The sequence below is a fragment of the Streptomyces sp. NPDC005775 genome, assembly GCF_042871565.1.
Taxonomy (GTDB): Bacteria; Actinomycetota; Actinomycetes; order Streptomycetales; family Streptomycetaceae; genus Streptomyces.
The window spans coordinates 1-20582 of record NZ_JBIAIU010000015.1 but is presented as its reverse complement, the minus strand read 5'-3'; the positions used below and the strand labels follow the sequence as shown (position 1 = coordinate 20582).

General features: G+C 68.4%; 14 protein-coding genes. 10 read left to right on the top strand and 4 right to left on the bottom strand.

The genetic code is table 11. The features are described from left to right. Positions 1-31: 31 nt before the first annotated feature. From metK to ACFYPA_RS29545, 4 genes are all read left to right on the top strand, one after another. Positions 32-1225: a methionine adenosyltransferase gene (gene metK / locus ACFYPA_RS29560; RefSeq protein WP_359082725.1), complete on the top strand. Its 1194-nt coding sequence runs from the start codon at positions 32-34 to the stop codon at positions 1223-1225. A 1-nt stretch (position 1226) separates the two neighbouring features. After that, the gene (locus tag ACFYPA_RS29555; protein ID WP_359354549.1) at positions 1227-2204 is read left to right on the top strand and encodes a carbohydrate kinase family protein; all 978 of its coding nucleotides are present in this window, start codon (positions 1227-1229) and stop codon (positions 2202-2204) included. Continuing rightward, entirely contained in the window at positions 2201-3163 is a 963-nt protein-coding gene (gene metF / locus ACFYPA_RS29550; protein ID WP_359354552.1) for a methylenetetrahydrofolate reductase [NAD(P)H], read from the top strand. The genes ACFYPA_RS29555 and metF overlap by 4 nt, the downstream gene beginning before the upstream one ends. A gap of 103 nt (positions 3164-3266) precedes the next feature. Beyond that, positions 3267-3791, top strand: a complete 525-nt coding sequence (locus ACFYPA_RS29545; RefSeq protein ID WP_359086496.1) for a hypothetical protein — start codon at positions 3267-3269, stop codon at positions 3789-3791. 131 nt (positions 3792-3922) lie between these two features. On the opposite strand, the gene ACFYPA_RS29540 is transcribed toward ACFYPA_RS29545, so the two are convergent. Next, entirely contained in the window at positions 3923-4228 is a 306-nt protein-coding gene (locus tag ACFYPA_RS29540; protein ID WP_359086494.1) for a helix-turn-helix transcriptional regulator, read from the bottom strand. 66 nt (positions 4229-4294) lie between these two features. On the opposite strand from ACFYPA_RS29540, the gene map reads away from it, so the two are divergent. Further along, positions 4295-5077, top strand: coding sequence for a type I methionyl aminopeptidase (gene map, locus ACFYPA_RS29535; RefSeq protein WP_359315217.1), 783 nt, complete (start codon positions 4295-4297; stop codon positions 5075-5077). Positions 5078-5296: 219 nt separating this feature from the next. Here the strand turns inward: map and ACFYPA_RS29530 are convergent, their stop codons facing one another. Beyond that, positions 5297-6073 carry an alpha/beta fold hydrolase gene (locus ACFYPA_RS29530; RefSeq protein WP_389135333.1) on the bottom strand — a complete coding sequence of 259 codons (777 nt, stop codon included), beginning with the start codon at positions 6071-6073 and terminating at the stop codon, positions 5297-5299. Positions 6074-6123: 50 nt separating this feature from the next. Between ACFYPA_RS29530 and ACFYPA_RS29525 the strand changes: the two genes are divergently transcribed. Then, entirely contained in the window at positions 6124-6537 is a 414-nt protein-coding gene (locus tag ACFYPA_RS29525) for a MarR family winged helix-turn-helix transcriptional regulator (protein ID WP_389135330.1), read from the top strand. A gap of 61 nt (positions 6538-6598) precedes the next feature. Here the strand turns inward: ACFYPA_RS29525 and ACFYPA_RS29520 are convergent, their stop codons facing one another. Beyond that, a complete protein-coding gene (locus tag ACFYPA_RS29520) occupies positions 6599-7633 on the bottom strand; it encodes a MarR family transcriptional regulator (protein WP_389135328.1) in 1035 nt (344 codons plus the stop codon). 618 nt (positions 7634-8251) lie between these two features. Between ACFYPA_RS29520 and ACFYPA_RS29515 the strand changes: the two genes are divergently transcribed. The 4 genes from ACFYPA_RS29515 to ACFYPA_RS29500 all read left to right on the top strand — a co-directional run bounded on the left by ACFYPA_RS29515 (position 8252) and on the right by ACFYPA_RS29500 (position 15950). Then, the gene (locus ACFYPA_RS29515; protein WP_389135326.1) at positions 8252-10522 is read left to right on the top strand and encodes an FG-GAP repeat domain-containing protein; all 2271 of its coding nucleotides are present in this window, start codon (positions 8252-8254) and stop codon (positions 10520-10522) included. Positions 10523-11272: 750 nt separating this feature from the next. Beyond that, a complete protein-coding gene (locus ACFYPA_RS29510) occupies positions 11273-11950 on the top strand; it encodes a hypothetical protein (protein ID WP_389135323.1) in 678 nt (225 codons plus the stop codon). Between the two features lie 196 nt (positions 11951-12146). Further along, positions 12147-14207, top strand: a complete 2061-nt coding sequence (locus ACFYPA_RS29505; protein ID WP_389135321.1) for a hypothetical protein — start codon at positions 12147-12149, stop codon at positions 14205-14207. 66 nt (positions 14208-14273) lie between these two features. Continuing rightward, on the top strand, positions 14274-15950 hold the full coding sequence (locus tag ACFYPA_RS29500) for an Hsp70 family protein (protein ID WP_389135319.1): 1677 nt from the start codon (positions 14274-14276) through the stop codon (positions 15948-15950). A gap of 55 nt (positions 15951-16005) precedes the next feature. On the opposite strand, the gene ACFYPA_RS29495 is transcribed toward ACFYPA_RS29500, so the two are convergent. Beyond that, positions 16006-19572, bottom strand: a complete 3567-nt coding sequence (locus ACFYPA_RS29495) for a helicase-related protein (protein ID WP_389135317.1) — start codon at positions 19570-19572, stop codon at positions 16006-16008. Positions 19573-20582: the final 1010 nt, after the last annotated feature.

Here is a 20582-nt window from a genome sequence, read left to right as displayed (position 1 = left end):
GCCGGTAGCCGCCGCAACCCGAGGGAGCACTGTGCCCCGTCGTCTGTTCACCTCCGAGTCCGTGACCGAGGGCCACCCCGACAAGATCGCCGACCAGATCAGCGACACCATCCTCGACGCACTGCTCCGCGGCGACCCGGCCTCCCGGGTAGCCGTGGAAACCCTGATCACCACCGGCCAGGTCCACGTGGCCGGCGAGGTCACGACCACGGCCTACGCGCCGATCGCGCAACTGGTACGCGACAAGATCCTCGACATCGGCTACGACTCGTCCGCGAAGGGCTTCGACGGCGCCTCGTGCGGGGTCTCGGTCTCCATCGGGGCGCAGTCGCCCGACATCGCCCTCGGCGTCGACACGAAGGACGGACCCGCCGACGCCCTGGACGGCCAGGGCGCGGGCGATCAGGGCCTGATGTTCGGCTACGCGTGCGACGAGACACCGCAGTTGATGCCGCTGCCCATCCAGCTCGCCCACCGGCTGGCGGGCAGGCTGACCCAGGTCCGCAAGGACGGCACCGTGCCCTACCTGCGGCCCGACGGCAAGACGCAGGTCACCATCGAGTACCGGGAGGACCGCCCGACCCGGCTCGACACCGTCGTCGTCTCCAGCCAGCACGCCGCCGGAGTCGATCTCGGCGGCCTCCTCGCTCCGGACGTACGGCGCCACGTCGTGGAACCGGTCCTCGCCGAACTCGCCGCCCAGGGCACCAAGCTGGAGACCGACGACTACCGGCTGCTGGTCAACCCGACCGGGCGTTTCGAGATCGGCGGCCCGATGGGTGACGCCGGCCTCACCGGTCGCAAGATCATCATCGACACGTACGGCGGGATGGCCCGCCACGGTGGCGGCGCCTTCTCCGGCAAGGACCCCTCGAAGGTGGACCGTTCGGCGGCGTACGCCATGCGCTGGGTCGCCAAGAACGTCGTCGCCGCCGGGCTCGCCACCCGCTGCGAGGTGCAGGTCGCGTACGCGATCGGCAGGGCCGAACCGGTCGGGCTCTTCGTCGAGACCTTCGGTACGGCCACGGTGGACGAGAACAGGATCGGCGCCGCCATCGGTGACGTCTTCGACCTGCGCCCGGCCGCGATCATCCGCGACCTCGACCTGCTGCGCCCCCGCTACGCGCGGACGGCCGCGTACGGGCACTTCGGCCGCGAGTTGCCCGGTTTCACATGGGAACGGACGGACCGGGTGGACGCGCTGCGCACGGCTGCGGGGCTGTGACATGCGGATCGCCGTCACCGGCTCCATCGCCACCGACCACCTGATGGTCTTCCCCGGCCGTTTCGAGGAGCAGCTCCTGGCTTCCCAACTCGACCATGTCTCCCTGTCGTTCCTCGTCGACAGCCTCGACATCCGGCACGGCGGCGTGGGTGCCAACATCGCGTACGGTCTGGCCCGCCTGGGCCACCGCCCGCTCCTGGTGGGCTCCGTGGGCCAGGACTTCGCCGTACGCCACGCCCATCTCGCCGCCCTCGGGGTCGACATGGCGGCCGTCCGGGTCTCCCCCGCCCTCCACACCGCACGCTTCATCTGTACCACCGACGCATCGGGCAACCAGCTCGCCTCGTTCTACGCGGGCGCCATGGCCGAGTCCTCGGCCATCGACCTCGCCGACGTCCTGAGCGAGGGCGGCACCGGGATCGACTTCGTCCACATCGGCGCCGACGACCCCGCCGCGATGTCCCGCCACACACGGGCGTGCCGCACGCTCGGCCTGCCGTTCGCGGCCGACCCCTCGCAACAACTGGCCCGCCTGGACGGCCGGACGATCCGCGAACTCATCTCCGACGCGGCGCTGTTGTTCACCAACGCGTACGAACGGGCGTTGCTGCTCGACAAGACCGGCTGGCAGGAGCGGGACGTCCTGGACCGGGTCGGCACCTGGATCACCACCCGGGGCGCCAAGGGCAGCATCGTCGAACGCCGCGGCGAGCCCGCCGTCGAGGTCGAGGCCGTGCCCACCACCGAGGCCGTGGACCCCACGGGCGTCGGCGACGCGTTCCGCGCCGGGTACCTGTCCGCGACCGGCGACGGCCACGACCCGGTCGGAGCGGCCCGGACCGGCTCCGCCCTGGCCACCCTCGCCCTGCGGAACGTGGGGCCGCAGACGTACGAACCGGACCCCGCCCTGATCGAGGAGGCGCTGACCGCGGCCTACGGCCCCGAGGCCGCGGCCCTGACGCCAGGAGCACCGCGATGACCGCCCCTCCGGCCGTCGCCCGCCCGTCCGCCGTCGCCTCACCCGGGGCCCGGCCGGACGTGGCGCGGCTCCTGGCGGCGGGGGCGCGCTCGTACTCCTTCGAGTTCTTCCCGCCCCGCACGGAGAAGGGCGAGCGCCTCCTGTGGGAGGCCGTACGCCGCGTCGAGGCGGTGCGCCCCGCGTTCGTCTCCGTCACGTACGGCGCGGGCGGCTCCTCGCGCGCCCGCACCGTCCACCTCACCCGGCGCATCGCGGAGGAGACCACGCTGCGGCCGGTCGCCCACCTCACCGCCGTCGGCCACTCCGTCGCAGAACTCCGCCGGATCATCGGCGGGTACGCCGACGCGGGCATCCGGGACATCCTCGCCCTGCGCGGCGACCCGCCCGGCGACCCGCGCGGGACCTGGACACCGCACCCGCGAGGGCTCCGGCACGCCGCCGACCTGGTGCGGCTGATCCGTACCTGTGGCGACTTCTCCATCGGGGTGGCCGCCTTCCCCGAGCGCCACCCGCGCTCCGCCGGCTGGGACGACGACATCCGCCACTTCACCGCGAAGTGCCGGGCCGGCGCCGATTACGCCGTCACCCAGATGTTCTTCCGCGCCGAGGACTACTTGCGCCTGCGCGACCGTCTCCGGGCCGCGGGCTGCGACACGCCGGTCATACCGGCGATCATGCCCGCCACCGACGTCCGGCAGATCCGTCGGTTCGCCGAACTCAGCGACGCCACGTTCCCCGACGACCTCGCCGCCCGCCTGGACGCGGCCCGCCACGATCCCGCCCTGGCCCACCGCATAGGGGTGGAGCACGCCACCGCCCTCGCGCAGAGCCTCCTGGACGCGGACGCGCCCGGGCTGCACTACATCACCCTCAACCACTCCACGGCCGCCCTGGACATCCACCGCCACCTACGCCTGCCCGCCCCGCCGGAGTCCCCGGAGGCGGCGGTGCGGGGGTGAGGCGCCGCCCTCCCGCGCCTGCCGCGCCCGGGCGCGGCAGGCGCGGGAGGGCGGCGAGGCAAGGCGCGACGGCGTTGTCATAGGCGGTGGTTACCCTGCGGGGATGAGTGACACGACGTGGGATGCCCTTGCGGCGACGCCCCTTCCCGAGGTGCGGCGCCGCGCCGCCGCCATGGACGAGCTCGCCGGGGTCGAACCGGTGACGGTGCCCGGCGCACACCGTCTGGCCTGGAACGACGGCGGCGGTCAGTCCGCGGTCTGGTACTTCGCGGAGGACGGCCGCGTGCTGCTGCTGACGTTCGACCACGAGTCGGACCTGAATCTGTACGCCGAGGAGGATTTCGCCCTGCAGGAGTCCTTCTACGAGGGCGTACCCGAGTCCCTCGTCGCCCTCGTCCGCGATCGCCCCGAGAACTACGAGTCGCTGAACCTAACGGACTCCGCGACGGGCCGGACGATTCACTACGCAGGCGGTGTCTTCTGGTACGACGGCACGCGCTGGCAGGTGTCCGACGGCCTGGCGGAGTACTGCCGCCGCGAGGACGCGGACCTCTTCGGCGAGTCCGGCTTCGACTACTGCCTGCGCGGCTACCGCTTCGGCCGGGACTTCACGCCGGAGAACGCGTAGCGACCCGGTACGAAGCCGGCCGGCACTCGGCACGCTCCACGGCGAAGCCGCCACGCACCGCGAACACCGAACCCCCGACCCGGACACGGCTGACCGGGACCGAGCCACGCCCTCGCGTCAGCAGTGGCCCCTCAGGAGGCCACCCGCTCCCGTGCATGGCCATCGGAGCCGATCGATCCAACGCCGTATTCGGACGACCGGCTGATCTCGGTCCACACCGCGTCGAGGGACAGGCCCAGGACGTCGGCGATCGCCGCGACGGTCGGAAAGGCGGGGGTGGCCACGCGCCCCGTTTCGATCTTCCGGAGGGTCTCCGGTGAGACACGTGCGGCGAGCGCGACATCCAGCATCGAGCGCTCTCCCCTGGCTAGACGCAGAAGGGCACCGAGGCGCTGTCCGCGTTCGACCTCTTCGGGAGTGAGCGGCAACCTGACCATGGCCCCGATTCTAATACCGGTACAGTATGGCCGGTATAGTTATTGGCACCGCGAGAAGGACGCCGCATGATCGAGATCCTGAACCACGCCCGTCTGGCCCGAGCACGAGACTCGGGCGCCCTGGTCGGCGGCATCCTCCAGACGCTGAAGAGCCGCTGCAAGGTCGGCACGAATCTCATGGACATCGACCGGTGGACGAAGGCCATGATCGCCGAGGCGGGAGCCACGTCCTGTTACGTCGACTACGCGCCGTCCTTCGGACGCGGCCCGTTCGGCCACTACATCTGTACGGCCGTCAACGACGCCGTGCTCCACGGAAGGCCGCACGACTACGACCTCGCCGACGGCGATCTGCTGACGCTCGACCTGGCCGTCTCCAAGGCCGGGGTCGCCGCGGACGCCGCCATCAGCTTCATCGTGGGCGACACCAAGCCTCCGGAGAGCGTCGCGATGATCAACGCAACCGAGCGCGCGCTGGCGGCGGCGATCGCCGCCGCCAGGCCCGGGGCCCGGATCGGCGACATCTCCCATGCCATCGGCACGGTCCTCGGCGAGGCGGGCTACCCCATCAACACCGAGTTCGGGGGCCACGGCATCGGATCAACGATGCACCAGGACCCGCACGTCCCGAACACCGGACGGCCCGGCCGCGGGTACACGCTGCGCCCCGGTCTGCTGCTGGCACTGGAGCCGTGGGTCATGGCGGACACCGCGCGACTCGTCACCGATGCCGACGGATGGACGCTCCGAAGCGCGACAGGCTGCCGGACGGCACACAGCGAGCACACGGTCGCCATCACCGAAGAAGGCGCCGAGATCCTCACCCTGCCGCAGCAGGCGCGGCCCTGAGACCGGAGCGCCCCTGTCCCCTTCTCCACGCACCCGCGGGCAGGAGACCTGCGCCGCGCCATCCCGCTGTACGAACGAACCCTCGGAGACGCTGAGCGGGCGCCGGGCGTCCACCACCCACTCGCACAAACGGTGCGCAGCAATCTCGCCGCTTATGTCGCTTCACGCGACGAGGGCGCCGAACAGCAGCCACGTGACCCATGAGCCGGGGGCGTCGGCTCAGCTCAGCTTCAGGAACGGGTCGATCGCCGCCCAGGTCGCGTCCGGTGCTTCGAGGTGCGGGAGGTGCCCGGCTGCCTGGATCTCGACGAACCGCGCACCGGGGACCGCATCGGCGACGGCCCGCCCGTACGCCGGAGTGACGATCCTGTCGCTCTCGCCCCACACCACCAGCGTCGGGACGTTCACCGCGCCGAGCCGTCCGAGCAGCGTCGGGTCACTCATTCCGGGGCCGGCGATGACGGCCATGGTGCGACTGTTCGCCTGCTGGATCGCGCGCTGCTCGTCGGTGAACCGGGCGGGGTCCATGTACCCGCGCTCGGGGTCGTGCCAGGCAGCCTCCGCCAGCCCGCGGGCGTCGAGGGCGAAGAAGTCCGCGACCGGCTCGGCCTCGACGACCACACCGACGCCGTCGATGTCGACCACGGCTCCGATCAGTCCCGCACACCGCTCGTCGTGCGCTGCCCGCACCGCCATCTCCAGGGCGATCCAACCGCCGATCGAGGACCCGACCAGCACGACGTCACGCTCTCCGTGGTCGAGCAGCCGTGCGAGGTAGCCGGCCGCGAGGTCCGCGACGGAGGCGAAGGAGTCGGGGCGCGTCGTGCCGTTCCAGCCGGGGTGGGTCGGGGCGAACACGTACATGGAGGCGGCCAGGTGCCCCACGAGGGGCGCGACCGTCTGCGGGCCGCCACCACCGTGCAGTACGAGCGCCGTACGCGATGCGGGGTCGCCGGCCTGGGCGACGGGAAGGTCATCAGGGAGAGAGGCGTGCATGATTCTCCTGTCTCAACATGTTTATATAAGGTTGTTGATAAGCTAACACCATGACGACCGACGTGGAAGCCCTTGGGCAGGCGATCAAGCGCGCGCAGTACCGGAACCACCGCGCAGCGGACGCGGCCCTGCGTGAGATCGGCATCAGCCTCGTGCAGTGGGACGCCCTACGCGCCATCGACCGAATGCCTGGCGCCTCGGGGCACGAACTCGCCGTCGCTACGTTCCAGAGCGACCAGGCGTTCGGCACCCTGGCGAGCCGGCTCGTCGCCCGGGGGCTCATCGCCCGGTCCGCAGGTCACGGCCGCCGCTTCGAGCACACCCTCACCGACACGGGGCGCTCCGCGCTCGATGAGGGCCGCCACCTGATGACCGGTGTGCTGCGGGAGCTCTTCGCACCACTCGACGAGGCGCAGCGTCAGGCGCTGCTCCAGACGCTTTCGGTGCTCATCCAGGACACGTGACGCACCCGTCCCCCGAGGGACGCCCCCCAGCCTTCGACGGGTGATGCGGGAAGGCGGGAGTTCAACGCATCTTCAGCTGCTCACGAAGTCGTTTCACGTGGACCTGGATGTCGCGCTCGATGTGAGGTCCCTCAGCGGGTACCGGATCGCCGGCAGGGCCCCCGGCGGAATGGCGGCAGGCGCCGCACAGCCCGTCGCGGAACGCCTCGGCCTTGCCGGGCGCGCCGCAGTCGGTGCACTCGATCATCAGACGGCGCGCGGGGGCGCCCGTCGCGGCCGGGCGCGCAGGGGCGGGCACGTACGGCGGGAGCTTCTTGAGGAGACGGCCCCTGACGAATCCGACGGGTGAGTCGATGACTTGGGGAATCCCGGCGGTGAGGGCGTGGACGAGATAGTCGGCGTCCACACCGCGCGCGAACCATGCGGCGGCCAACTGCTCCAGCTCCCGGCAGTCGTCGTCGGAGAGCCCCAAGCGGGTCTCCACGCAGCCCAGTCGGGCCAGGGCGAGGTAGGCGGGCGATGCGCCCTGCGACGACTCGGTGCGCGGCTGCGGCACGACAGGGGCAGGGTCGCGGGGCGGTACGGAGTCGGCCTGCGCCGGAAGTTCGGGTGCGGCCGGAGCGGCGGGCTCGGCCGGGGCCCACGGCGGCGGAGGCACGACGGGGGCCGCACCCGGCTGCGGCAGGCAGCGGCTCTCCTCGGCGGCCAGGAAGGCGGTCCACCACTCGTTGTCCCGGGCCGTACGCGACCAGAAGGTGCGGGTCACCCAGCGGACGCCTTCACCGTTGCCGATCGCACACCGCACATGGCGCAGATGACCGGCCACGCCCAGGGCCCTGAGTGCGCTGCCGACGGCCATCTGTCCATACAGGGTCAGGCACTTGGCCAGCGACTTGATGTTCATCGCCGCACCGTCGGGAAGCCGGTCGACATACCCGGCGATGTACCGCTCCCGCTCGGGCAGGAACGCGAAGTCGTCCGCGCGGGACGGGCTCTGGCCGGGGACGGCTCGCTTGCCGTAGCCGGGACTGGCCTTCGGGTACGGGGCCGAGCGAGCGGGCGTCGGCGGGGCGGCGCTATGGTTTTGGGTAGCCACGAGATCGTCTTTCTAGGTTTGCGATCCTGGGGTGAGACCCCGGCCGGTGCTTCAACACCGCGTCGGGGTCACTTGCGTCTGGCGGCACCGTAAGCATTCGCGACTCTGCGCCGCAAGTCGGTCACAAATAGTCACACTTGCTCGCCGTGACGGGGTCGGGAGGGTGGGGAGGTTTTCCCCAACCCTTCTTTTACCTACCGGTTGTAAGACATCGCTCGAATCTCGATGCTCGAATCCCGACGCTCGGGACCCGAGACCCAAGACCCGGGCCGCACCCCGTCCAGGTACCCACGAAAGAGTGAACGGCGCCTCTCGGAGCTCGAATCCCGGGTCCCGAACCTCGAAGCCCGAGACTTGAGACCCGGGGGCGAGCACGACAGGGCTGGATAGGCCCGGGTGCGGTATGGGACGGAGCCGGGCAGCCCGCTTGACCGAAGGTCAGGTCACCGCTGAATCGCTGTCAGCAGCGACGATGGGTGCTGCTAAGATCCGCGAGAATTCGAACGTGGGGGGCCGCCGGAGGATTCGTACTCCCGGCATGGTGTTCCCTGCATGGCGCGCCCTCCCCGGTCGTTGCGTCTGCTCGCGCCTCGCGCGGCAGCCCGTCCAGGAGGACATGTGCCGCACAGCAACTCATCCCGCAAGCTCCTGGCCGGGGCGGTAGCTCTCGCCCTCGGCACGATCGCCGGACCCCTCGCGCTGCCTGCGCTCGCGGATTCCGCGACCGGCACCGGGACCGCGACGACCCGCCCGGACACCGAGGTCCAGGCCGCCGGCACTGCTGCGCTGCCTCCGGGTTCGAAGGTGATCATGGCCGGCGCGACGGGCTTCCTTGCGTCGACTCGCGCCTACGACCTGTTGTGGACCCGGTACGCCGACGGCTCGACCACCAACCTGGGCCGTAGCTATGCGCAGGTGCCGATGACCCGGTCCTTCGGTTCGGTTTCAGACGTGGTGGCACTCGAACAGGGCTACCTCGACAAAGCCGACCACCGGGTCGAACTGCACGACATGTCCACCGGAGCGGTTTCCGTTGTGGCGCTGGGTAAGTCCCGCAATTTCATAGGCTCCGTCGGTTCCACAGCGATGGCGTGTCCCTGGTCGGCCGCGCAAGGCGGCGACTGCAGCGAACTGCACCTGCTCAGCATCGTGGACGGCGTGCAGACCGACCGGACGGTCACCGGACTTCCCGATGACGCACGAACGGTGGGCGTGGCGTCCACCGCCCCGGGCTCCCTGGTGCTGTCCTACAAGGATCCCCTCGGCGCGGACACCGGCTTCTCCTACGCTGTGGTCGACCTCGCCTCCGGCGTCGCCACACCCTCGCACCTCGCCCCCTCGACCTTCGCCGCCGCAGCTCTGTCCCCGAAGCACCTCGCCACCCTTCAAGGCGGGTTGTGGCCGGCCACCTCGCGGTTGCGCGTGGAAAACCGAGGCACAGGCGAGGTGACGCAGATCGACACGCACCAGCACACGTCGCCACCCTTGGTGGGGCTGGTCGGGGACTGGGCCCTGTTCGGCTCCGGAACCGCGCTGTCAGAAGGGTCCACCGACGAGGACTTCTCTTTCCGGGCGGTACGGGTCGGCGGGGGCACCAGCCGCAAGATCCTGGACCACGCCACATCGCTTGCTGCCACCCCCGACGGTGCGCTGCTGGTGATGGGCGGCACCCTCGCCCAGGGCGAAGGCGTCTACCGGGTGACCCCCGGTGCTGACGGTGCGCCAGTGGTGAAGCTGGTCGCCGGTACCGGCGAGCCGGAGGGGATCACCCTGGTGAGTTCCGACGTCCCCGCAGTGGCCACGCTCGACACAGCGCCCTGGAAGGCGAGGTGGCAACTGTCGCGCTACAACGCGGAAGTGATCCTCACCCTCCGCAACACCGCCACAGGCGCCTCCGACACGTCGTACCTGTCTCCATCCGACGCCACCACCGGGCCGGTGGGGATGGACTATCACGGGCGGATACGCATGGACTGGACGGGGTGGACCGACACCGGCTCGGCCCCCAATGGCAACTACACCTGGCAGATCACCGCCAAGCCGTTCAACGCCCTCGGGCCGGACCTCAAAGTGAGCGGCACCTTCAAGGTCACGCGCAAGCCCGCGCCTCACGACTACACCGACAACGGGTCGCCGGACCTGCTGGCCCGCGACAGCGCCGGTGCGCTGTGGCGGATGGACACCTCCCACTATCCGGGGGAGCCGAAGTTGTACGGCACCGACCGGGTGAAGGTCGGCGGCGGCTGGAACATCTACAACCGCGTCACAGCAGTCGGCAATCTCGCCGGCGGCTCCGCGGGTGACCTGGTGGCCCGCGACAGCGCGGGTGTGCTGTGGCTCTACCTGGGCACCGGCAAGGGCACCTTCGCCACGCGCACCCGGATCGGCGCCGGCTGGAACGCCTACACCCAGCTGACCGGAACGGGAGACTTCTCCGGCGACGGCAAGGCAGACCTCGTAGCCCGTGACCGCGACGGCTACTTGTGGCTCTACAAGGGCACCGGGAACTGGAAGGCGCCTTATGCTGCCCGGACCAGGGTCGGTGGCGGCTGGAACATCTACAACCAGGTCACGGCGGTCGGTAACATCGCCGGCGGCTCCGCGGGTGACCTGGTGGCCCGCGACAGCGCGGGTGTGCTGTGGCTGTACCAGGGCACCGGCAAGGGCACCTTCGCCACGCGCACCCGGATCGGCGCCGGCTGGAACACCTACACCCAGCTGATCGGCATGGGCGACAGCGACATCGACGGCAAGCCGGACCTGCTCGCCATCGACCGAAACGGCGACCCTTGGTGTTACCGCGGCACGGGTAACGCGAAGGCCCCCTTCACCGCGCGTGCGATGGCCAATCTCTTCTACGTGGACGGCCACTACAACACCATCGTCTGACCCGACAGCGGGGACGCGGAACAGCCATCTTGGTGAAGATGCCTCGAGCTGGAGCTGCCATGGGGCGACAGATCACGCCCCATGGCGCCGGCCCGCGCATCGAGCCGGCCCCTCGCCTGTTTCTGTTTCGGCGGTGTACACCCACACCCCGCCCGAGGCCACCCACCGGACTCTCAAGAAGCTGGGCAAGCACCTGGGCACACAAAGATCTAGTTGCTGTACTTCGCTGCTGTACGACGCCAAAGAGCCCCTACCGGGTTTCCCCGGTAGGGGCTCTGAGCTGCGGTGGGCCGTTCACGGGTGGGTCTGAGCTGCGGGAACGATCAGGCCGTGCTGGGTCATCCCATTCGCCGGAAGATCATTCCCCCACTATTTGCACAGGGCATCCATGAGGGATCACTCGTCGGCCGTGCAGTGAAGGTCGCATACGGATATCTCGTCGTCAGTGGTGGCTGCCATGCTTGTCCCCAGAAGCTTGAAATAGGCCAGGGGGCGGCATGAGCGAGTCCGGGAACCACCGTCGGAGCCTGCCAGGGAAGGTGCGATTGGTCCGCAGCGCAGGCACCCCAGCATCAGTATCCATCAGCACGCCGTCGACCTCGACAAACGCTGGGTAGCGCTGCTCGCCAAGCTCACCCGCATCGCCGCCGCACTCGGCGATCCTGCGGCAGGCACGGACTCACTATCGGCGCATTAGAGTCCCAGGCCCCCACCGAACCTAGGCCGCATTCACCCCGCCAAGGAGCGACAGTGATCACACTGCCCGAGGGCACCGACCTTCCGGACCGCGACGACGTGCTCGGCCAGGCGATCTCCTTCGACCGAACGCGCTGGATACCGCTGCTTCCCGATCCCACGTGGTGGCCGGATGAACTCGATGAGTGCCCAAAAGCAGGGCGCTGGCCTAGGGTCGACCGTCGGACCGTGTTCAACGTTGCCCGCCGAACCGACACGTCCCCAGGTCGTCGGCACCTTCTGGTCGCCGCCTTGGTCTGGGGTACCGGCACCAAGGCGCAGTCGGTCAACCGGCGCGGTCGCATCTTCAAGCAGTCCGCGTCTGAAGTGATCGATGCTCGCCTCTCCGCGGCGCTCAGTGTGCTCCGGGAACGAGGAGCCGCCAAAGCGTACTTCGCCTTCAACAACGACCAGCACATCCCGCACCTGGGGGCCGCCTTCTTCACCAAGGTGATCTACTTCGCCGGTCACGAGACGCTCACAACGCCCTACCGACCGGTGATCCTGGACAGCGTCGTCTCACGAGCCCTGAAGGCGGCCAAAGGGGTCGACGCGAGCTGGCCGGAGAACGGCTGGTCCACGGATCAGTATGGCCAGTATCTGGCTAGCATCCACGACTACGCACTTAGAACAGGCGTACTGCCGGATCAAGTCGAGGCAGCACTCTTCTCCTACGGCAAGCAACTGCCATGACGAATCGAGCCATACACGCTCATTCCATAAGGCCTCCACCGATGAGCGCAGCACAGAGCGCTTCTCCTGCCCAGCCCCAGCCCCAGGAACTTTGCACCTCACAAGCGCGGCTCCTTCAACGGCGAACTGACGAGAACTCATAGACAATCGAGGCTAGGCCCCCAGTCATGGCCCGACACCGATAGGATTTTGCGCCGTGGAGATCGGATCCCTGGTTGAGCAACGCGACCGCAGCGTCGTGGGCCGTATAGGCACCGTTCGCGTGCTGGACGAGACGGGAGTCGTCGTCGAGTGGACGGAAGGTGCCAGCGAACGGCTGCTTTTCCCTTTGCCAGAGTCGGTAGTCACTCTTAAGCCGGGTTCCATCCAACACCGGGCAGCTACCGATCTCGCCGCACTGCAGGAGGAGTTCGACTCCGATCCCGTTGAAGTGCTCGCACAGCTGCTCCGTGAACACGGGAAGCCGGCTTCCATGGGTGACCTCCGGAAACTGACCGGATCCCTCCGGCTCGTGGCAGAAATGTCGGCCGAGCGGTGGACCGAAATGCGCCGACTGCTCCTGGCCCACTCCCACGTCAGCGGTGAGCGCAGAGGCCCTTTGCGATGGGATCCGCGAGAGGACAAAGTACGTCGAAACTCCGGTCACCGGATGTCTGCATCTGAGGCGCTTCGGCAGCTGGCAGGCCCTCCGCGAACCGTCACAGCCGCAGCCAAAAAGTCGCTGCTTCCCATCGTGTCCGCCGGGCTGAACGAGCTCTCGCCGTACGAGCTGCTAGCAGCCCACGCACTCGGCGCATTCGTCGCCGAATGGCCGCAGCGGTGGGCTGAGCCTAGCCCCGAGCGTGTTCCCGAAGAAATCCGTGCTGTTGCCCTCAAGCACATCATCGAAGTGGTTCGGGCACGACGCCGCGTCATCCTCCCAGGGACACCGCCCAGCGGGTCCACAGGCTGGGACGCCGGGCCACCTTCATCCCTCCCGTTGTTGCCATTGCTCGTCCCGCTCGTGGCGATGCCTGCGCCGAGCCGCGCAGCGGACAAGGCGGCGAAGGTCATCAGCGGCGAAAACGCCTGGGCCTGCGGACGTTCGCTTATGGAGCGCTTCGAGCAGGCGGTGTCTCCAAGCTCCGGCTCGGGGGATGCCCCGATCTCGGTGGAGCAGTTGCGTCCACTCCTGGACAGGACTCCGGACCTTCTGCGCAGCGCCCTGTTCAGGCGACCCCGCGAAGATGACGGTCCGTGGCTGGAATTCGCCGAGGAAATGGCAACTCGGGCCCACGAACTGCTGGCGCACCCCGGGCTGCGGAGGCTGCCGCACGGACCGGTGCATGAATGGGGCAAGATCGTCGCCGGATATCCCACCATTCCCATCGAGATCCGAGCCGAAGCAGCCAGGGCAGCCCAAAGCAGCGAGGGCGAACTCAGCGAGAATACGGCGGCACTTGACGTGCCGTCGGGGGCGGCCGGAGAGACTGTCCCCGCGTGCGCGGAGCAGGCAGTCGACGTTCTTGCCCCTCCAGTTGCCGCAATCACGAGCGAACCCGCTGTGCAGGACGTACCGGACCGACTGCCCGAGACGAAGCAGCCCGCGCAGGATCTGCACGCCGAGATCGCATCCCTGACCCAGTTGCTCGAAGCGGAACGAAGCAGCGCCGAGGCCACTCGGGCCCAGCACGAGCGGGACCGGCGTTCCGCCTCGGCCGCACTTGCCGAAGCGGAGGCGGAGACAAATCGGTCGCGGCTCAAGTTGGCCGACCGGGACCAGCGACTAGCTGCATCCGAAGAGCACAGCCAGGCCACAGAGGACAAGTGGGAGTCGACCCGGCGAGACCTCGCAGCGGCAACTCAGCGCGTGGAGGCGCTCACGCTCCAGGGCCAGCGACGGAACGACGAACTTCGCCAGGCCCGGCACGCTGTGCGCGGCGCGTCGCAGGCACAGTTGCGGCAAGCCAGGATCGACACGTTGCGGGTGCTGGCAGCGATCCTCGGAGAAGTCGCTGACCAGGCGGCGCACGAGAAGGACGAATCAGGACCAGCGAGTGCTCTGTACCGCAGGGTTCTGGCGCGCGCGGCAGCGGCCGGCGTGCGGGACATCGGGTCACCCGGGGAAGAAGCGGATTACGACCCGGTGAGGCACCGGGCGCCGGGTGGGCCGACCCCACGGGTCGTCGTGGAGCGTCCTGGCTTCGTCTGGCAAGGGCCCCGCGACTCCGACGATGTAGTGCTCGAACCCGTTGTCGTCCGCCAGGCCGAGCAGTAGGCAGGGTCGTCATTCCGCTGCGCGGACTCTCACGTCCCGGGCAGCTCGTGTCCTTGGAGGACATCGGTGCAGATCGACAAGCCCTTGATCGGTATCGACTTCGGTACCGCGACCACTTTGGTGAGCCAGCGGCTCCCCGGTGGCCTACCGGAGAACGTGCCGATCGGTCGCGGTACAGCCTGGATGCCGAGCGTGGTAGCCGTTTCCGCCTCAGGCGACCTGCTCTTCGGCGAGGGAGCGGAGGCGATGGCGGAACCGTCGGCGCTACGGTCGGTGAAACAGTGCATCACCTTCGACACGGAGCCCGATGCCCTGCCGGTCGAGGGGAGGGCCCGTCGCGTGCGGTTTACGGCGGATTTCCTGATCGGGCAGATGCTGAAGCACGTGGTGCTGCGCGCCAGGGCCAACGGAGCCGAGACGGACGATGCCGTGTTCCGCCTCGCCTGCCCGGCCATCTGGGACGGCCCCCGGCGCAGACGACTTGCCGGGCTGGCCAGGGCGGCCGGCATTCCGGTGTCTGTCGCAGACATCGTCGACGAGCCGATCGCCGCCGGCCTTGCCTGGTCAGAGGGTCTCTACTGGGACCTCGGCGAAGACCGGCCCGATGGAACCACGCTGGTCTTCGACTTCGGCGGCGGCACCCTTGACATTGCGGTGGTCGAAGTCTCCGAGTCGCTCCAGGACGGCGCCCCGGAGCTCACCGTGCTCTCGGCGCGGGGCGTTGCCAAGGCCGGCGACACGCTGGACAGGCGGATCGCCCAGGACCTCGAGCGGGATCTTGGAGCCGTCGGTGTCAAGGTCGACCGAATGCCCGACCCATCCACCGTCAGGGCACTGCTCGTGGCGGCCGCCCGACGGCTCAAGGTCCTGCTTTCCGACACCCGTTACGACGAACAGGCGGTTCCGCTTGGCGGTGGCTTCACAGATCTACCGCTGCTCACATACACCCGACAACGGCTGGAGGAAGCGTTCCGGCCCCAGTTGAACGAGGCGCTGGAATACGTCAGGGCCGCCTTCTGCGAAGCGCGAATGCGCAGACGCACAACGCCCGACATCGAGAGCCTGGCCCGCATGAAATTGCGAGACCTCGCGCCGGACGTGCGACACGTGCTGCTCGCCGGCGGCATGTCCCAAGTGCCGTTGGTACGACAGACCTTCGAAGAGGTGTTCCCTCATGCTCAGGTGGGATTCGACAGATCGCTCGAGACACCGGAACAGTCGGTCGTGACCGGGCTGGTTGTGCAGAACTACCACCGGCTCAACCTTCCAAGGCCCGGCTTCGACCTGCTGCTGCAGTGGGAGGACTCCTCCGACGGGACCCGAGGTAGCGAACTGCTCTATCCCGCTTTCGAGCCCCTCTACTCCTGGGACCAGGTGATGCGCCGGGAGCGGAATCTGGCCCACCGCTGGAGTGGGATACCAGAGGTCAGGTGGGTCACGAAAGCGCGGTTGCGGGCCGTGTCAGTGGATGGGGATCCCATGGACTTCTCCGTGGACGGCACTGTTCTGCCGTATCTGCCCATCGAACTCCACCCGCGCACCCTCTTCTCCTTCGAGCTGCGGATCTCGGGTGAAATGGTCGTCCATGACGCCACTCCTTGGCCTATGAAGTTCAGGGTGGAGAGGTGGCCCGTGCTGCGGGCCGGAGAGCAGGGCGCGATCGGCCTGACCCGGCTGCGGACCGGTGGCATAGTGCCGCAACCGAGATCCTTCACCGACCTCCATTCACACCCCTGGGAGTGAGACGCCGACAAGGTGGCCGGCGGACACCGCCCACTGGCCGCCGGGTTGTGCCCGGTCAGTCGCCCTCGACCAGGACCAGCGCAACCGTTTCCGTGGAGAGGCTGAAGCGGGAGTCACGATCCATCTGAGCGAGGAGGGCGTCTCGCCGGGTCTCCAGGTGATTGACCCGGCTCGCATGGAGTCGGCTGATCGAAGTGTGATCCACCTCTAAGGCGAGACGGCGCGCCCGCTCGATCTTCAGCCGGAACGTGTCGCGCACAGTCACACGCCGGCCCTCGGCGAGCCGGGTGTTCTCCGCTTCGTAGGACTGCTTGGTCGTGCGCTCCTGCACGGCCGCCAAGTCCTGAACCTCCTCCAAGGCGTCGGCGAGCAGCGAGTGGACTTCGGCGGGCAGCGGGCCCTGCGCGTCGGTGAGATCACCATGTGCGAGCGAGGCAAGCAAGGCGGTTCCGACCTCCGAGACTTCCCGACAGGTCTCCATGTCGACCGCGGTAGTCCACAGCTCGCGGCGCGAACGAGTGCCGTCTGCACGAGCCAAGCGGACCTCCACCAGATAGCGGGAGCCCGGCGGCAGGCCAGGCAGCCGAACGCGGCCGTAGCGGCGGAGCAGCTCGCCGTGCTCCTCGAACCACCACTGGGCGGCACGGACCAACGGATGGCGGACGCTGAGCAACGGAGCGGCAGTTTCCGAGGAGGTACTCGCGGTGAAGCAGGCACGCATTGGCCCGCCGCTCCTGAGCCTGGCCAACAGGTCGTCGCGGGGTTGGGAGAAGGCGCCGGCATCCATCGCCCCGTACATCACTAGGAGCAGTTCCTTGCTGCCGGTGATGTCCACCAAGTCGTCGTTGCCGGGGACCTGATGCAGGCTGCCGTGTCCGCTGTCTTCTAGGAAGCGCTCGACGAGTCCGCGGATCTCCTTCGGGCCCAGGTAACGGCCCCTGCCCGGACTAGTCTCGTCGAAGCCCTCAATGAGTAGACCGTCCAGACCGGTGAGAAGCTCCTGGGCCGCGTTCAGGGTCTGCAGGTCCTTGTCGCGATCCGCCCGAGCGACTTCGATGCGGTCGACCTGGTGGCGCCGCTCGTCCGAGGTGAGGCGGGGGTCCAAAACGATGCGGTGGAGTTCCTTGAGGTGCCCGCGAAGGATCGGTTCGAGTTCTCCGATGGAGTCGCGGAAGACTCCGATCCGGGTGTAGAGGCGCTGGAAGATGTCGGTCTCGATGGTGCCGGGAACCTGCATGTTGAAGATGAAGATCTTCTCGTGCTGCTGGCCGAACCGATCGAGCCGTCCGATGCGCTGCTCGACCCGCATGGGGTTCCAGGGCAGGTCGTAGTTGACCAGGACGTTGCAGAACTCGAAGTCCAGTCCTTCACTGCCTACTTCGCTCACCAGCAGCAGGTCGAACGCGCCCGCGCGGAAGTCCTTCATGATGCGCGCGCGCTCAAGCGGAGGCACTTTGCCGTGCATCACCCGGACCTTGAACTCTGGTGTCAGTCGGCCCTCCAGGTACTCCAGTGTGCGGGTGAAGAAGGAGAAGACCATCGCCTGGCGCAGGCCCTTAGCGCGGGCATCGCGCAGCATTTCGGCGAAGCGCTCGAACTTGGTGTCCATGGGGAGCGGCCGAAGCAACGTGGGCAGAGCTGACAGGTCGCCGGCCTGTTCCGCCAGCTCGCGGGCGAGCTTGTCCGGCGACGCTCCCGGTACGGGGTTGCCATCGCTCGGTATGTCCTCGGTGCCGTCGTCAACGACCTCCGCTTCGTAGAGCAGCTCCGCTGCGGTGGTGCCGTCGGCCGAAGGCGCCGAGAAGCGTTCCCGCAGCCGCTGCTGCATGGCGGGGATGCAACTGGCTGCCTGCCGCAGCCACATCTGCGCGGCGAACCCGGCGGCGGTGCCGCTGCGGGCCGCGCGTTGGAGGCACCAAGCGTGCAGGTCGTTGTAGAAGGCGCGTTCCTGGGCCGTCCAGAGGACTGCGACGTCCTCGGCCTGGCGCACAGCCTTGCGGTCCGGCGTATCGACCTTGCGCGTGCGGTTGACGACTCCGGCGAGGGCGTTGAGTTCGGCGATGCACCTCCGGGCCTCAGCCAGCCCTTGAGGAGGCAACGGCGCGTCTGTGTCCAGGATCTCCATGAGACGGGCGAACTCCGGCCGGGCGGCGGTGAGCTTACCGAAGGCGGAACCTCGAACCCGTTCGAGGATCGAGTGCAGGGCACGGGTGCCGCCCGGAGTACCCGCGACGCCTTCGGAGAGGCGCACGGCCACCGCGTTGAGGTGACGATTGGGTTCGAGCTGGCCCTCGAAGACCTTGGGGTCGGGGAAGGAAGTCTCGTCGAGGAGATGAACGAGGTTGTAAAGGTCCTGATTACCGAGGTTGAGCGGGGTCGCTGAGAGGAAGATCAGAGCGTCGGCCCAGTCGGCCAGTAGGGTCGCTGCGGCGTGACTCCGGCTGCTCGCGTTGCGCAGGTAGTGCGCCTCGTCCACGATCACAAGATCGAACCGGGGTTGAAGCTCGGCGAGGTCTGCGAGCTGCCCAGCACGGCGGAGTCGCTCCAGGGAAACCACTCCGGCAAACGGCTCGTCGCTGTTCCCGCTACGGAACAGCTCCACCAGCTCCGCCATGCCCTCTCTGTCAAGCACGCGCAGGCGCCGGTCGAAGCGTTCGCGCATCTCGTCCTGCCACTTGGTGACGAGCGCGGCGGGGCAGACGACAAGTCCCCGGAAGTGAGTGCCGCCGCGCCGTTCAGACGTGCGCCGCAGGTGAGTGCGCTGCTCCAACTCGTTCCAGATCAAGCCGGCTTCAATGGTCTTGCCGAGACCAACCTCGTCCGCGATCAGCAGCCGCTGGCGGTCCGAACTCATCAGCTTGAGCACAGGCCGGAACTGGTATGGCCGGAACACCGTCCGGCTCGATTGGTAGGAGTACACGATGTCGGTAAGCGGCGTGCTCAGTTTGGCGAGCGTCAGTGCGAGCGCCGTCCGGTCGGCGGGGGCGGGTGCGCGCAGGATCCAGTCTTCGGGGTCCTCGGCGCTGGGCGGAATCGCCTCGAGGTCCTCCTCGAAGGCTCTGATGCGGCGCCCGACCGCGTCCTGGAGCACGTACTGGACTCCCCCGTCCCGCGCCAGCCTGACCTTCACGACGGTGTGGGTGTCACCGCGGCTCGGCAGGCGGACGAGTTCGCCGGGCACGAAGGCGGGCGCGGTCTCGTCGAGGCCGGCGGTGCACCAATCCTGGTAGAGAAGGAAGGCCCGGTTGAGCAGGTGACCGTCATCGATGTCACGAAGCCGCTTGAGCTGGGGCGCGACGGCAGCCTCGCCACCGCTCAACGCGAGCCCTGCGGACACCGGGCCGTTTGCACGCGATTCGAAGATGTAAAGGCCGTTGGGCAGGCCGTGCTGGGCCGCGCTGCCCGCAGTCCGCGGCGCCGGACGCATCCGTGCAGCAGGCACCGGGATCCGGTCCGCAGTTTCTGGAAGATCGTAGAAGAGCTGGTGAGCTTCACCGAGCGATTCCGGGGCGGTGGTCAGGCCTTCCCAAGGTATGTACTGCAACCTGAGCATGTCGTCGTCAAACGGCACGCCGGTCGACGTCCGGCCGCCTTGCCCCTTTGATGCTGCCGCCCCGCTCATGCTCATCCCTCACTTCGACGCCGACCTCCACGATCGGGCTCAGTCGCTATTGCATCGCAACGCTCCCGGCTTTGGGTGCGTATCCACCCTGCGAAGGCTGCCACGGCCTGTTTGCCAGTTGGTGCGGTTCACCGAACTGCCACCACCTCTCGGCAACAGCGTCGGTCTCCGCCTTACACACCAGGGAGAGACTTCAGCCCCGCAGACCTATGGCCCAGGCTCTCTGTCCGCCATCACCGTCATGGTTCACAACGTCAGGGAGCTCGAGCAGTACCTGGTCGCCAGCAGGAAGAGCCCATCACCGGCCTCGCCCCCCGAAGGGGTGACGTCCTGCCGCCCCAATATGCGGGCCCAGCCGATGGAGATGTCGACCGCAACCGTGGGGGTGACACGCTCGAGGGTGTGTCCATTTAACGGCTGATCTTGGTTGTTGAGGTTCAGCACGCTGACCCGCTGCCTGCTCCGCCGTGGCGACTTCGCCTCTAAAACACACGACGGGGAAGATCAGCCTCAAGACCCTCTACGCGGTCACCAGCCTCGCTGCGGATCAGGCCCCGCCCGCCCGGCTCGCCCAACTGAATCGCGGGCACTGGACTGTCGAGGCCCTGCACCACGTCAGAGACGTCACCTTCGCGGAGGACGCCTACCAACTGCGGACCGGAAACGCACCCCAGGCGATGGCGACCTACAGAAACCTCGCGATCGGAGCTCCGCCTCGCCGGCGTTCGCAACATCGCCGCTGGCCTCCGCCGGACAGCCAGGGACAGAACCCGCACCCTCACCCATCTCGGCCTCACGTGATCAAAAAGGACGATGCCCGACTACGCCGAAGCCTTGGTGCGGTCGCAGATAACCCAAGAATCCGGGGAAGCCTTCAACCATGTCCATGACGTCGCCCCCGACGAGTCTTTCCTGAGTGGGCGGTTCGTGACTCTATGAGTGATTTTGGCGTCACCTGATGGTGTGGGTGAAACACAAACGATCCGGTCCGGTGCCGGTGGCCTGCTGGA